At 62.4% G+C, this 12,661-nt stretch carries 13 protein-coding genes, 13 tRNA genes and 1 other RNA gene; 25 read left to right on the forward strand and 2 right to left on the reverse strand.

The window, feature by feature from the left end:
• The first annotated feature begins 65 nt into the window (after nt 1–65).
• From WC509_07685 to mnmG, 5 genes are all read left to right on the forward strand, one after another.
• Nucleotides 66–680: a thymidine kinase gene (locus tag WC509_07685; GenBank protein MFA5007335.1), complete on the forward strand. Its 615-nt coding sequence runs from the start codon at nt 66–68 to the stop codon at nt 678–680.
• Nucleotides 673–1,131 (forward strand): tRNA adenosine(34) deaminase TadA, encoded by a 459-nt coding sequence (tadA, locus tag WC509_07690; protein ID MFA5007336.1) that lies wholly within the window; start codon nt 673–675, stop codon nt 1,129–1,131. Before WC509_07685 ends, tadA begins: the two co-directional genes overlap by 8 nt.
• Nucleotides 1,132–1,179: 48 nt before the next feature.
• An RNA gene (gene ffs / locus WC509_07695) (signal recognition particle sRNA small type) lies at nt 1,180–1,274 on the forward strand.
• 28 nt (nt 1,275–1,302) lie between these two features.
• On the forward strand, nt 1,303–2,064 hold the full coding sequence (locus WC509_07700; protein ID MFA5007337.1) for a Cof-type HAD-IIB family hydrolase: 762 nt from the start codon (nt 1,303–1,305) through the stop codon (nt 2,062–2,064).
• A gap of 88 nt (nt 2,065–2,152) precedes the next feature.
• Nucleotides 2,153–4,006 carry a tRNA uridine-5-carboxymethylaminomethyl(34) synthesis enzyme MnmG gene (gene mnmG / locus WC509_07705; GenBank protein ID MFA5007338.1) on the forward strand — a complete coding sequence of 618 codons (1,854 nt, stop codon included), beginning with the start codon at nt 2,153–2,155 and terminating at the stop codon, nt 4,004–4,006.
• Nucleotides 4,007–4,047: 41 nt separating this feature from the next.
• On the opposite strand, the gene WC509_07710 is transcribed toward mnmG, so the two are convergent.
• Complete coding sequence (locus WC509_07710; GenBank protein MFA5007339.1) at nt 4,048–4,941, reverse strand: hypothetical protein; 894 nt, start codon at nt 4,939–4,941, stop codon at nt 4,048–4,050.
• 22 nt (nt 4,942–4,963) lie between these two features.
• Nucleotides 4,964–5,854 carry a hypothetical protein gene (locus WC509_07715; GenBank protein ID MFA5007340.1) on the reverse strand — a complete coding sequence of 297 codons (891 nt, stop codon included), beginning with the start codon at nt 5,852–5,854 and terminating at the stop codon, nt 4,964–4,966.
• Nucleotides 5,855–6,024: 170 nt separating this feature from the next.
• Here WC509_07715 and rsmG point away from each other — a divergent pair, with 170 nt between their 5' ends.
• From rsmG to WC509_07815, 20 genes are all read left to right on the forward strand, one after another.
• Nucleotides 6,025–6,717 carry a 16S rRNA (guanine(527)-N(7))-methyltransferase RsmG gene (rsmG, locus tag WC509_07720; GenBank protein MFA5007341.1) on the forward strand — a complete coding sequence of 231 codons (693 nt, stop codon included), beginning with the start codon at nt 6,025–6,027 and terminating at the stop codon, nt 6,715–6,717.
• 18 nt (nt 6,718–6,735) lie between these two features.
• Nucleotides 6,736–7,935 (forward strand): hypothetical protein, encoded by a 1,200-nt coding sequence (locus WC509_07725; GenBank protein ID MFA5007342.1) that lies wholly within the window; start codon nt 6,736–6,738, stop codon nt 7,933–7,935.
• Nucleotides 7,932–9,119: a hypothetical protein gene (locus WC509_07730; GenBank protein ID MFA5007343.1), complete on the forward strand. Its 1,188-nt coding sequence runs from the start codon at nt 7,932–7,934 to the stop codon at nt 9,117–9,119. Before WC509_07725 ends, WC509_07730 begins: the two co-directional genes overlap by 4 nt.
• A 5-nt stretch (nt 9,120–9,124) precedes the next feature.
• Nucleotides 9,125–9,910, forward strand: a complete 786-nt coding sequence (locus WC509_07735; GenBank protein ID MFA5007344.1) for an AAA family ATPase — start codon at nt 9,125–9,127, stop codon at nt 9,908–9,910.
• On the forward strand, nt 9,891–10,748 hold the full coding sequence (locus WC509_07740) for a ParB/RepB/Spo0J family partition protein (GenBank protein ID MFA5007345.1): 858 nt from the start codon (nt 9,891–9,893) through the stop codon (nt 10,746–10,748). The genes WC509_07735 and WC509_07740 overlap by 20 nt, the downstream gene beginning before the upstream one ends.
• On the forward strand, nt 10,748–10,978 hold the full coding sequence (locus tag WC509_07745; protein ID MFA5007346.1) for a DUF951 domain-containing protein: 231 nt from the start codon (nt 10,748–10,750) through the stop codon (nt 10,976–10,978). Before WC509_07740 ends, WC509_07745 begins: the two co-directional genes overlap by 1 nt.
• Nucleotides 10,950–11,228, forward strand: coding sequence for a nucleotide pyrophosphohydrolase (locus WC509_07750; protein MFA5007347.1), 279 nt, complete (start codon nt 10,950–10,952; stop codon nt 11,226–11,228). The genes WC509_07745 and WC509_07750 overlap by 29 nt, the downstream gene beginning before the upstream one ends.
• Nucleotides 11,229–11,367: 139 nt before the next feature.
• Nucleotides 11,368–11,445: transfer RNA gene (locus WC509_07755), tRNA-Ile, on the forward strand.
• A 6-nt stretch (nt 11,446–11,451) separates the two neighbouring features.
• A tRNA-Ala gene (locus WC509_07760) sits at nt 11,452–11,527 on the forward strand.
• Between the two features lie 18 nt (nt 11,528–11,545).
• Nucleotides 11,546–11,622 (forward strand) — tRNA-Met (locus WC509_07765).
• Between the two features lie 29 nt (nt 11,623–11,651).
• Nucleotides 11,652–11,728: transfer RNA gene (locus WC509_07770), tRNA-Ile, on the forward strand.
• 12 nt (nt 11,729–11,740) lie between these two features.
• A tRNA-Ser gene (locus WC509_07775) sits at nt 11,741–11,831 on the forward strand.
• 6 nt (nt 11,832–11,837) lie between these two features.
• A tRNA-Thr gene (locus tag WC509_07780) sits at nt 11,838–11,914 on the forward strand.
• Nucleotides 11,915–11,955: 41 nt separating this feature from the next.
• Nucleotides 11,956–12,031 (forward strand) — tRNA-Lys (locus tag WC509_07785).
• Between the two features lie 13 nt (nt 12,032–12,044).
• A tRNA-Leu gene (locus WC509_07790) sits at nt 12,045–12,131 on the forward strand.
• A 4-nt stretch (nt 12,132–12,135) separates the two neighbouring features.
• Nucleotides 12,136–12,211: transfer RNA gene (locus WC509_07795), tRNA-Ala, on the forward strand.
• 3 nt (nt 12,212–12,214) lie between these two features.
• Nucleotides 12,215–12,290: transfer RNA gene (locus WC509_07800), tRNA-Val, on the forward strand.
• A 130-nt stretch (nt 12,291–12,420) separates the two neighbouring features.
• Nucleotides 12,421–12,497 (forward strand) — tRNA-Met (locus tag WC509_07805).
• 1 nt (nt 12,498) lies between these two features.
• Nucleotides 12,499–12,575, forward strand: a tRNA-Asp gene (locus WC509_07810).
• Between the two features lie 6 nt (nt 12,576–12,581).
• Nucleotides 12,582–12,657: transfer RNA gene (locus tag WC509_07815), tRNA-Phe, on the forward strand.
• Nucleotides 12,658–12,661: the final 4 nt, after the last annotated feature.

Raw genomic sequence — 12,661 nt, forward strand, 5'->3', positions numbered from 1 at the left:
ATGGTTTTTTTTGTTCCCGGTGGGTATAATAATACTCGACAAGCCCCACTTCACGGAGGAACCCCATGTACCTGAAGCAGCGCGAAGGATGGATCGAAGTCATCACGGGACCGATGTACGCCGGCAAGACGGAAGAACTGATCCGGCGCGTCAAGCGGCTCGAGTACGCCGAACAGAACGTAATCGTCTTCAAGCCGACCCTCGACGACCGCTATGCGGCCGACGAGGTCGTCTCCCACAACAACAACCGCACCCGTTCGATCAACATCTCCAAGGCGTCGGAGATCATGAAGTACGTCGAGAAGGACACCGACGTCGTCGCGATCGACGAGATTCAGTTCCTCGACGAAGAGGCCGTCGCGATCTGCGAGTACCTCGCCGACCACGGCGTGCGCGTGATCGTCTCCGGTCTCGACCGCGACTTCCGCGGCGAACCGTTCTCGTTCATGCCGCGGCTGCTTGCGATCGCCGAGGAGGTCACCAAGCTCACCGCCATCTGCGTCTGCTGCCACACCCCGGCGACGCGCACCCAGCGCATCGTGAACGGAAAACCCGCCAACTTCCACGACCCGATCATCCTCGTCGGCGCGAAGGACACCTACGAAGCCCGCTGCCGCCACTGCCACGAGATTCCCGGCAAGCCGCGCGACTACCACACCCTTGGAAACGGCGATGACTGACAGGGACGTCCTCTTCATGCGTGAGGCGATGGCCGAAGCCGAGAAGGCCTATGCCATCGGCGAGGTCCCGGTCGGTTGCGTGATCGTGAAGGACGACGCGATCCTCGCCCGCGGCTTCAACCGCCGCGAGACGACCGAACACGTCTTCAACCACGCCGAGATGACCGCGATCGACGAGGCCTGCCGCAAGCTCGGCACTTGGCGCCTCGAGGGCTGCACGCTCTACGTCACGCTCGAACCGTGCGTGATGTGCGCCGGGACGATGGTCCAGGCGCGCCTCGACCGGCTCGTCTACGGCGCCCGCGAACCGAAATCGGGGGCGCACCGCTCCGTGATCGACCTCTTCGACCACGAATACAACCACAAGGTCCAGGTCGAGGAAGGGGTTCTCGCGGAGGAGTCCGCCGCCCTCCTGAAACGCTTCTTCAAGGACCTGCGCAAGCGAAAGTGATTGAGAATCGCACGCATTGTGTTATAATCTTCTTGGGAAATCTCCCATGAAGCATCTTCACTCAATAGGTGTCCACGAATCAGGTCAGGTCCTGACGGAAGCAGCCTTAAGTAAGATATCTATGTGGGTGGAGATGCTTGATGGGGGATTTTTCTATGGAGGGTGAGGAACATGGCACTCGTGTTTCTGGATCTTGACGGAACCTCGCTCGACAACGGCCGGCCCGCCCGCGGGATCATCGCGACGATCGCCGAACTGCAGCGGAACGGTCATACCCCGGTGATTGCCACCGGGCGGACGCCGCATCTCCTCTACGGTGTCGAGAAGACCCTCGGGATCCCCGACTACATCGCCGCCAACGGCAACTACATCCATTACGGCGGGAAGGTCGTCTACGAGCGCTACATTCCCCGCGACGTCCTTGCCCGGATCCTGAAGCGCGCCGACGAGCTCGGGGCCGACCTCGTCCTCGAGGGCGTCTCCGCCTACGTCGCCTGGCGCCGCGACACCGACCTCGTCGACAAGTTCTCCGATGCCTTCGACATCGAATACCCCAAACTCGACCGGAACTATCCGGAGACAAACGAGGTGCTCGCGATGATCGTCTTCGCCGACCGCGACGCGGAGGTCTTCCGGCGCGAGTTCCCCGAACTCGCCTTCAACCGCTCGAACCGGTTCGGCTATGACGTCAATCTCGCCGGCAACCTCAAGGCCGACGGCGTCAACCGGCTCGTGAACTACCTCGCCTATCCCGCCGACCACGTCTACGCGATCGGCGACGGACTGAACGACGTCTCGATGCTCAAGGCGGTCAAGAACGGCATCGCGATGGGCAACGGCTGTCCCGAGGCCAAGGCCGCCGCGGTGCACGTGACCACGGCCGTCGGCGACGACGGCGTCAAGAACGCGCTTCGCCATTACGGACTCATCTGACGACCGCAGCCGCGGTCGTTTTTCTTCCAAGGAGGCTTTACTCCCCGCCTCCGACGCGATACACTAGGGGGGAAAGGAGCTGATCGACATGCATGACGCCATCGTCGTGGGCGGCGGCCACGCGGGATCCGAAGCCGCGCTCGCCCTCGCCCGCCTCGGCAAGGACACCCTTCTTTTCACCGGCAACAAGAAGATGATCGCGACGATGCCCTGCAACCCGTCGATCGGCGGTCCCGCGAAGGGCACGATCGTGCGGGAGATCGACGCCCTCGGCGGCGAGATGGGGAAGATCGCCGACCTCACCAACCTGCAGATGAAGATGCTGAACCAATCCAAGGGGCCGGCGGTGCGCGCCCTTCGCGCGCAATCGGACAAGGTCGCCTATCCGGCCGCGATGCAGGCGGTCCTGGCCGCCCAGCCCGGCCTTTCGATCGAGGAAGCCTACGTCGTCCGCCTCCTCGTCGAGGACGGCCATATCGCCGGCGTCGTCCTCGAGGACGGCTCCGAGCGCCGCGCAAGCGCGGTCGTGATCACCGCCGGCACCTACATGGAGGGCGCCGTCCTGGTCGGCGCGACCTCGACGCCGTCGGGGCCGGACGGACAGCGTCCCTCGGTCGGGCTCTCGGCCCACCTGCGCGAACTCGGGATCGAGACCTTCCGCCTCAAGACCGGCACGCCGCAGCGCATCCGGCGCGATTCGATCGACTTCTCGAAGATGGAGGTCGCCCCCGGGGACGACTTCCGCTACCGCTTCAGCTACACCGACTCCCCCTTCGTCCATCCCGAGAAGGAATGGCCGTGCTATCTCATCCACACCACCGAAGAGACTCGATCGGTGATCACCGTGAATCTCCGGAAATCCGCCATGTACGGCGGTTTGGTCAAGGGCGTCGGACCGCGGTACTGCCCTTCGATCGAGGACAAGTACGTGCGCTTCGCCGACAAGGAGCGTCACCAGCTCTTCATCGAGCCGGAGAGCGCCTCGCTCGACGTCGTCTACCTCCAGGGGTTCTCGACCTCGATGCCGCACGACGTCCAGGACCTAATGGTCCGTTCGCTTCCCGGACTCGAGCACGCCGTGATCGCGAAGTACGCCTATGCGATCGAGTACGACGCGATCCACGCGACCGACCTGTGGCCGACGCTCGAGTCGAAGAAGATCGAGGGACTCTATTTCGCCGGCCAGGTGAACGGCACCTCGGGATACGAGGAGGCCGCCGCCCAGGGACTCATGGCCGGCATCAACGCCGCCCGGAAGCTCTCCGGCGAAGCGCCCTTCATCCTCCGCCGCGACGAGGCCTACATCGGCGTCCTGATCGACGACCTCGTGACCAAGGGCGTCCTGGATCCCTACCGGATGCTGACGTCGCGCGCCGAATTCCGGCTGTTGCTCCGCCACGACAACGCCGACCTGCGGCTGACCCCGCACGGTTTTCGCCTCGGACTGGTCCCGGACGCGCAGTACGCCCGTTTCGAGGCCAGACGCGACGCGGTCGAGCGCGAGACCGCACGGCTGGCGTCGACGACGATCCTGCCGACCCCGGCGGTCAACGCCGCGCTGAAGGCGAAAGGTTCCGGCGAACTGAAGGAGAAGACGACCCTCCGCGACCTCCTGAAGCGTCCCGAACTCGGGTACGCCGACGTGATCGCGATCGCCGGTGACGTACCCCGCGTCGGCGGCGACGAGGCCGAACGGATCGAGATCGAGGTCACCTACGAGGGATACATCCGGAAGGCGGTCCGCGAGGCCGCCCTGCTCGCGCGGCAGGAACAGGTATCGATCCCGGCCGACTTCGACTACGACCTCCACAACCTCGCCCTCGAGGCGCGCGTCAAGCTGAAGAAGATCCGGCCGCTGACGCTCGGGCAGGCCGCCCGCATCAGCGGCGTCAACCCCGCGGACGTCCAGGCGCTCGCGATCCGGCTGAAACAGACGATATGAAACACGGGAGTCGCCCTTGCGGGGACTCCCGTGCTGTTTTTTCAGGGATGCGGGCGCGGAATCCGGCGCCAGGTGACGGCGACCGCCGCGATGCAGAAGATGACGGCGTAGAGGACTTCGCCGACATAGATCGAGAACATGTCGGGGACGTCCGGGATGCCGTCGCGAAGGAACGCGAGGAGCGTCATCCCCCAGCTTTGGGCGTACAGCCCGTAGACATAGGTGATCATCCCGGCTGCGAACAGGACCGAAAGCGCCGTCAGGATGAAGGGGTATTCGCGGCGGTGCGGAACCTTCGAGGCGCGGTACATGAGGAGTCCGAAAAGCGGGACGAGCGCATAGAGGAACGAGATCTGGACTTCGCCGTAGACGAGCGCGAAGTAGTTGACGAGCGTTCCGAGGAACGCGCCCGCGGCCATCCAGGAATATCCCTTGAAGAGGGTGCGGAAACCGCCATTCTGCTTCCGCCAGGCGGCTTCGACCTCGGCCATGAGCCGGTCGTAACAGGCGTCGTGGGTCTTCATCGCCGCCCCGTTCATCAGCCGGAGGGTGTCGAAGCCTTCCTGTTCGCAAAGGCCGCACCGGTCCCACTGGCGGATGCCGAGAGCGCGGATCGCCTCGGCGAGGGCCTGAAGGATCCGGTCGATGCGCTCCGCTTCGGGCGCCTTGAACGTCGCATAGGCGAGGGGGAAGCGGAGGAGGGTGCCTTCGCGGGCATAGGTCGGGACGATCCCCTCGGGGGACAGGACGGCGTCGATGCCGGCCGTCTGCTCGGGGGTGAGCGGGTCGCGGAACAGATAGCTCATGACGGCGGTCTCGCCGTGTTCGGAGGGTTCGGTGGTCACCGCCGCCTCGACCTCGTGGATCTCGCCGAAGGCGCCGTGGGGATCGACGTAGAGATTGTAGAACTTCGCGATGTGATCGTGCTTGCGCATGTCCGTTTCAAACGCCGGGACGCTAGCGGCGCGGCGTGAAGAGGTAACGCCAGACGAGCAGGACGCCGAGAAGGCTGAAGAGGACGGCGACGGTCATTTCCTCGACGAACAGCGAGAGGACGTCCGGAACCTCGGGAATGCCTTCCTCGAGGAAGACGGACAGCGTGAGTCCCCAGCTCTGGGCGTAGAGCGTGTAGAGCAGGAGGATGGTGACGACGCTGACGACGACCGAGAGGGCCGCGAGGACGAACGGGATCTCCTTCCGGAGCGGCGCCTTGGCGGCCTTGTACATGAACATCGCGCCTCCGGGGATGAGGGCGTAGAGCAGGACGAGCTGATAGCCGAGGAAGTAGTTGACGAGGAAGTTGACGAGACCGCCGAGGACGGCGCCGCCGATCGCCCAGCCGTACCCCTTGGCGAGGTTCTCGGTCGAGGCGTCGATCTTGCGATAGGCTTCGCGGACTTCGCCCATCAGTTTCTCGTAACAGGCGTCGTGGGTCTTCATCGCGATCCCCTTCACCAGGCGGACGCGATCGAAGCCGTCGCTTTCACACAGGCCGCAGCCTTCGTACTGGAGGCATCCGGCGGCACGGAAGGCATCGGTGGCGGCGCGGAAGATCGCGTCGATCTGTTCTCTGACCTTCTTCGTGACGAAGACGAACGTGAGCGGGAAGACGACGACGGCTCCGTCCTGAGCCGATCCGGGGACGATCCGGAAGGGCGACAGGGCCGCCCGGACGGCTGCGGACTGTTCGTCGGTGAGCGGCGCCTTGAAGAGGAAACTGACGACGGTGACGACGTTTTCGAAACGCTGTTCGGTGACGATTCCGACTTCGAAGCCGTGGATGGCGCCCCAGGCGCCCTTGCGGTCGTTGGCGAGGTTGTAGAGTTTCGCCAGCTGGATGTGGTTCATGCGTATCACGCTCCCAATGCAACCATTTTACCATGCCGGGCGCCATCTGGAAACGGAAAATCGCCGACGTGGCGCGAATGTTTCACTTTCACGGGGGTTCGTCGGTCCTCGTCTAGAAAACCGATATCGGATTCGCGCGCGGTATGATAGAATACTCGTAGGTGATTTTCGTGGAAAAACGGTTCATGGAGCTGCTCGCTCCCCTCGGCATCCATCCCGACGCCCGGACCCTCCAGCGGTTCCGGACGTATTTCACCGATCTGGCCGCCAAAAACGAGGTCATGAACCTGACCGCGATCGAGGGCGAGGAGGACGTCTACCTCCGTCATTTCTACGATTCGCTCTGCCTCGTCAAGGCCGGCCCCGTGGCGGGGCTCTCGCTCCTCGACGTCGGCGCCGGCGCCGGGTTTCCGTCGCTGCCCCTCCGGATCGTCTTTCCCGATCTTCAGGTGACGATCGTCGATTCGACCGGCAAACGGATCGACTTCCTCAGGAACCTGCTCGCGAAGCTCGAGATCGAGGGCGTCGAGACGCTCCATCTGCGCGTCGAGGAGTTCGACCGCCGCGAGGCCTTCGACCTTGTCACCGCGCGCGCCGTCGCCCGCATGAACGTCCTCGCCGAACTGTGCCTGCCGTTCGTCCGGGTGGGCGGGCGCTTCGTCGCGATGAAGACCGACGGCTGCGAAGCGGAACTCGCCGAGGCGAAGGATGCGATCGCGATCCTCGGCGGAACGGTCGAGCGGATCGTCCGCTACGAAGTCGGATCGGAGCGCGTGCATGCGCTCGTCGTCGTCCGCAAGACCGCGAACACGCCCGCGCGATATCCGCGGGCTTACGGACAGATCAAGAAGAAACCGCTGTAGCGGAAAGGAGGCGACGCCATGAAGCGCGAACCCGTCCGCGTGTTCCCCGAGACCGAGGAATATCGCGAAATGCTCGAAATCAAGCACCTGCGTTCGAAGAACCACCTCGTGATCGCGATCCTCACGGCCGGCGCCCTGATCACGATCCTCTATACCGCGCTCGCCGCCTATCCGCTCGTCTACGTCCTCTCGCTCGCGGTGGCCTTCCTGGCGCTGATCCTCCTGAACCTGACGTGCCTCGCCTACGGCCGCGAGAACGTCCGCTTCAACCAGCTGAACAAGTACGTCACCACCTTCGGCGTCTTCAGCGTGGCGGTCGCGATGATCTTCATCTTCCGCTCGCCCTCGATGCTCTCGCTCCTCTTCATCGCCTATGCGATCGCCGCCTTCTACCAGGACCGCAAGGTGATGTTCATCTCGAACGTCTCGCTCCTCTTCACGTTCCTCGCGCTGATGACGAACTACCGCGCGTTCTTCGCGGTCGAAAACGCCTCGGCGGAAAACGACTTCGGCCTGTTCTTCTTCGTGATCGTCTTCATCACCCTGCTCACGATCTCACAATACATCATGATCAAGCAGAAGGGGTTCTTCTACAACCAGATCGCCCTGTCCCGGGAAACCGAGTTCCGGAACATCGAGTTCATGATCGACGCCGGCGAGAAGGCGACGAAGACGACGATCGACGCGAAGGGCTATTTCGCGGCGACCGAGGCGTTCGCCGCGGCGCTTTCGGCGCGGATCGGCGTCCCCGACGCCCTCGGCGGGAAACTGTCCGTCCTCCGCGAACTGGAAGCGGGCGAAACGCGCGAGACGATCCTCGAACGCCATCCCGACGAGACGGCCGCGTCGCTTTCGCGGCTCTCCGACCTGCTCTTCACCGGGTGCCACAAGCTCCGCAAGGTCGCCATCAAGATCGGCCGCGTGCGCGCCGTCGACGTCCACCGCCGCGAGATCTTCTCGGAGACGCAGTTCAAGACCTTCAACCATCCGTCCGACACGCTCGAGATCAAGATCATCGCGTTTGCGATCTTCTACGCCGCGCTCAAGCGCGGATCGGCCGGGATGCGGCCGCTTTCCGAAACGGAGATCTACGACGCGATCGTGCATTCCGACTACTACTATTACAACGATCCCGGCGTGATGCGGATCTACCGCGAGAACAACGCGGTGTTCGACGCGATCGCGCGCGACGCCTTCTCCGCGGAGGCGACGAAATGATCGACTTCCTCCGCCGCGTCGTCAACACCGACTTTCTGCCGATGAACGAGGTCCGCAAGATCAAGGTCGTCCTGATCATGACGTTCCTCCTGATCGTCACCGCCGCGACCGTCGGCTTCGCGTTCTCCTTCGTCTACGACGACGTCGTCACAATCGTCGTGATGGCCGTCTTCGTGCTCGGTGCCGGGTTCATCTACCTTCTGATCCGCTTCAACCGCATCATGGCTGCGATCCACGTCACGATCGTCTACACGATCGCGCTCATGATGTTCTACACCCAGGGGACCGACAGTTTCTACGCGTACCTGTTCTTCTACATCTCGCTCTCGGTCATCGTCTTCTACCAGGAGCTCTACATCTACCTCACCTACGGGACCGCGGTCGCCGGCTACGGCGTCTTCTACATCCTGATGCATGCGGACAACCTGCTCGCTCCCGAGGACATCCCGGGATCGATCTACGCGTACGTCGTCCTGCTTCTGCTCTTCTATGTCATCTTCCTGATCCAGAGCCTGCACAACGAGAAGCTCTACACCGACCTCAACCTCGAATGGGTGAAGCTGAACCAGGTGATCGGGTCCTACCAGGACTTCACGCTCTACCACCTCGAGGAGATCCGCAAGCGCGAGAAGGGGATCCCCTTCTACGAGGACCGGGCCTTCCGCAAGGCGGTCGATGAGCTCTCGGTGTTCGTCTGCGAGCAATTGAAGGAGCACGGGAAGGACATCACCAACGTCCTCGACCTCTACATCTACATCCACGAGCGCGGGCTCGCGAAGATCATCGATAACGAGGAACTCTCGACGTCGACGAAGAAGATCGCCAACCGCCTCGACAAGTACCTGCTCAACCGCCGGACCGACATGGTGTCGATCCTGATGAACTTCTTCACCCGCTTCCGCACTTCCGAGCCGTACCGGCCGAACCGCTACGAGTACCACCTGGGCAGACTCGCGCCCGCGACCGACGAGCAGATCGTCGCGCTCGCGTTCGTCTACCGCTACCTGGCGAACGAACCGTCCGCGTTCGACGCCTGGGGCGAGCCCCTCAAGACCATGAGCCACGAGGAGATCTGCCAGCTCTTCGCCGCTCCGGAGATGGAGGAGTTCCTCTCCGACGGACAGGTCGCGTTCTTCAAGGAGAACGCCGACCTCTTCCGCGACCACCTCGGCAGGAAAGGATGAGGACCGTGAGCCTGATACTCTCGATCGCCAACCAGAAGGGCGGCGTCGGCAAGACCACCACCGCGATCAATCTGGCGAGCTCGCTCTCGTACCTCGACAAGAAGGTGCTCCTGATCGACCTCGACTACCAGGCGAACGCGACCACCTGCATGGGCATCCACCGCGGCAGCTTCAAGGCGAGCGTGTTCGACTGCCTCACCGAGGAGGCGTCGGTCGCCGAGGCGATCCTCCACACCGATTCGCCCAACATCGACGTCCTCCCGGCGCGCACCGTCGTCGAGGGCATCGAGGAGAAGATCATCCTGAACACCAACCGCGACTTCATCCTGCACACGCAACTGAAGGCGATCCGGGCGAACTACGACTACGTCCTGATCGACTGCCCGCCGTCGCTCGGGTTCGTCACGATCAACGCGATGATCGCCTCCGACGGCATCATCATCCCGGTCCAGTGCGAGTTCCTCGCGATGGACGGGCTCACCCAGCTGCTCAACACGATCCGCGTCGTGCAGTCGAAGAAAAAGGTCAACATGGAGACGCTCACGATCTTCGGCGTCCTCCTGACGATGCTCGACACGCGCTCCAACTCCGGCTTCCAGGTCGTGAACGAGGTGAAGACCTATTTCGGCGAGAAGGTCTTCCAGACGATCATCCCGCGCAACGTCAGCTGTTCGAACGCGACGTTCTACGGCGTCCCCGTGACCGAATTCTCGCCCAAGAGCAAATCGTCGCTCGGCTACCGCATGCTGGCGAAAGAGGTGATCACGCGCCATGACGAAGGATTACGTTAAGCGGGGACTTTCGGACCTGCTCGCGGAGAACACGATCGCCGACCTCGGCAAGGAGGAGGTCGTCGACGTCCCGCTCGACCAGGTCCTCCCCAACCCGTACCAGCCGCGCAAGCGGTTCGACGAGGATTCCCTGAAGGAGCTCGCGGAATCGATCCGGATCAACGGCGTGCTCCAGCCGGTGATCGTCAAGAAGGTCGCTCAGGGCTACATGCTGGTCACGGGCGAACGGCGCTGCCGCGCCGCCCGGATGGCCGGGTTCCCGTCCGTTCCGGCGATCGTCCGCGACTACAACAACCAGTACCTCGCCGAACTCGCCCTGCTCGAGAACATCCAGCGCGAGGACCTCACGATCATCGAGGAGGCCGAGGCCTACAAGAACGCGATCGACTCGCTCAACCTCACCCACCTCGAGCTTGCCCAGAAGATCGGCAAGTCGCGCTCCTACGTCTCCAACACCCTCGGGATCCTGACCCTGCCGGAAGCGATCGTCGACGAGATCAACGCCGGCAACATCTCGATGGGCCACGCCCGCGCGCTCTCGAAACTGAAGGACGCAGAGCGCATCCGCACGATCGCGCGCATGATCGTCGAGAACCGCCTCACGGTCCGCGACATCGAGGCGCTCGTGAAGTCCGAGAAGAAGAAGAAGGAGATCCGCCGCCGCGAGGTGGCGCCGACCCTCGCCGCCGGCGTCGCCCGCGTCAAGACCTCCCTCTCCCGCCGCTTCGCGTTCCAGAAGCCGGTCCGCGTCAGCGGGAACCGGATCGTGATCGTCTTCGAGGACGAATCCGAGGCGATCCGCTTCGCCGACTTCGTCGACGAGGGGAAGGACGCCTGATGCCGCTGCCGGCAGGCGCCGAGCTCCGCCTCGGCACCGTCGTCGTCCTGAAGAAGGGGCATCCCTGCGGCGAGAACAAGTGGGAGATCGTCCGCTACGGCGTCGACTGCAAGATCAAGTGCCTCGGCTGCGGGAGAATCGTCCTGATCGACCGCGTCGATCTCAAGAAGGCCGTGAAGAAGGTCGTGGAGGTGCCCGTCCTTGGACGAACTGACGAAACTGATCATTGAGTTCCGCGACGAGCGCGGCTGGCGCGAGCACGACACGCCCGAAGCGCTCGCCAAGTCGATCGTGATCGAGGCGGCCGAACTGCTCGAGAACTACCAGTGGCCGGACACGAAACCCGACCTGGAGAACGTCGCCGACGAGCTTGCGGACGTGATCATGTACGCGCTCGCGATGGCTTCCGACCTCGGCCTCGACCCGAAGAAGATCTGCCTCGCGAAACTCGCGAAAAACCGGATCAAATACCCGAAATGAGGGCTCGGAGCGCGCGTTTCCGCGCGCTTCGGGCATCGTTTCCACAGGCGCCTCGCGCGCGTCGTCATTGCGGTAAATAGTATTTGACAAACATGTGTATAAATAGTAAAATATAACTCGCACTGAAAAGTGTCGACGTGGGCCTATAGCTCAGGTGGTTTAGAGCGCGCGCCTGATAAGCGCGAGGTCGATGGTTCAAGTCCATTTAGGCCCACCATGTCTTGGGGTATTAGCTCAGTTGGGAGAGCGTCTGCTTTGCAAGCAGGAGGTCGGCAGTTCGATTCTGCTATACTCCACCAAATGTCCATAGTCCGCGTGGCGGTGTAGCTCAACTGGCTAGAGCGTACGGTTCATACCCGTGAGGTTGTGAGTTCAAGTCTCACCGCCGCTACCATCATCGATTTCCGCGAGAAAGCGAATATCGGACCCGTAGCTCAGTTGGTCAGAGCTATCGGCTCATAACCGATTGGCCGCAGGTTCGAGTCCTGCCGGGTCCACCACATAGGATTCCCGGAGAAATACCCAAGCGGTTGAAGGGGTCGGTCTTGAAAACCGATAGGGCGTGCGAACGCCGCGGGGGTTCGAATCCCTCTTTCTCCGCCAATATAAGCCGACTTAGCTCAACCCGGCAGAGCAACTGAATCGTAATCAGTAGGTTGTAGGTTCAATTCCTATAGTCGGCACCACGGTAATCCAGGCTCGGGCTGCGACGCGAGCCTCCACATAAGACCCGCTAGCTCAGTCGGTAGAGCATTTGACTTTTAATCAAAGGGTCAGGCGTTCAAATCGCCTGCGGGTCACCATCTGTATATGAATGCCTGAGTGGCGGAATGGGTAGACGCGTTGGACTTAAAATCCAATGACAGCGATGTCGTGCCGGTTCAAGTCCGGCCTTGGGTACCAGAATGGGGTATTAGCTCAGCTGGGAGAGCGCCTGTATCGCATGCAGGAGGTCAGGGGTTCAATCCCCCTATACTCCACCAATCGGAGGTTTAGCTCAGCCGGGAGAGCATCTGCTTTACAAGCAGAGGGTCGGCGGTTCGATCCCGTCAATCTCCACCACGGGAACGAAGTCCGGCGTCAATCGGTTTTTGCGGGCTATTCATAAAGCAACACGCTGCGGCGCTACGCGGCGCGGGACGCCTTGACAAGCGGCGTCCCTGAGTGTATCATAGATAGCGCCAAATCATATCGCGGGGTGGAGCAGTCCGGTAGCTCGTTGGGCTCATAACCCAAAGGTCGAAAGTTCAAATCTTTCCCCCGCAACCACGGTCCTGTGGTGTAGTGGTCTAACATGCCTGCCTGTCACGCAGGAGATCGCGGGTTCAAATCCCGTCGGGACCGCCATATGATGGTCCGGTAGCTCAGTTGGTAGAGCAATGGACTGAAAATCCATGTGTCGCCAGTTCAATTCTGGCCTGGACCACCATCAT

The organism is Candidatus Izemoplasmatales bacterium, from assembly GCA_041649275.1.
GTDB lineage: Bacteria > Bacillota_I > Bacilli_A > Izemoplasmatales > Hujiaoplasmataceae > UBA12489.

Bases quoted from the DNA above. Each gene is read 5' to 3' on its own strand.
- WC509_07745 (MFA5007346.1), top strand. From the start codon at position 10,748: ATGCCGCTGCCGGCAGGCGCCGAGCTCCGCCTCGGCACCGTCGTCGTC.
- WC509_07710 (MFA5007339.1), bottom strand. From the start codon at position 4,941: ATGCGCAAGCACGATCACATCGCGAAGTTCTACAATCTCTACGTCGAT.
- WC509_07730 (MFA5007343.1), top strand. From the start codon at position 7,932: ATGATCGACTTCCTCCGCCGCGTCGTCAACACCGACTTTCTGCCGATG.
- mnmG (MFA5007338.1), top strand. From the start codon at position 2,153: ATGCATGACGCCATCGTCGTGGGCGGCGGCCACGCGGGATCCGAAGCC.
- WC509_07700 (MFA5007337.1), top strand. From the start codon at position 1,303: ATGGCACTCGTGTTTCTGGATCTTGACGGAACCTCGCTCGACAACGGC.
- WC509_07715 (MFA5007340.1), bottom strand. From the start codon at position 5,854: ATGAACCACATCCAGCTGGCGAAACTCTACAACCTCGCCAACGACCGC.
- WC509_07725 (MFA5007342.1), top strand. From the start codon at position 6,736: ATGAAGCGCGAACCCGTCCGCGTGTTCCCCGAGACCGAGGAATATCGC.
- WC509_07740 (MFA5007345.1), top strand. From the start codon at position 9,891: ATGACGAAGGATTACGTTAAGCGGGGACTTTCGGACCTGCTCGCGGAG.
- tadA (MFA5007336.1), top strand. From the start codon at position 673: ATGACTGACAGGGACGTCCTCTTCATGCGTGAGGCGATGGCCGAAGCC.
- WC509_07685 (MFA5007335.1), top strand. From the start codon at position 66: ATGTACCTGAAGCAGCGCGAAGGATGGATCGAAGTCATCACGGGACCG.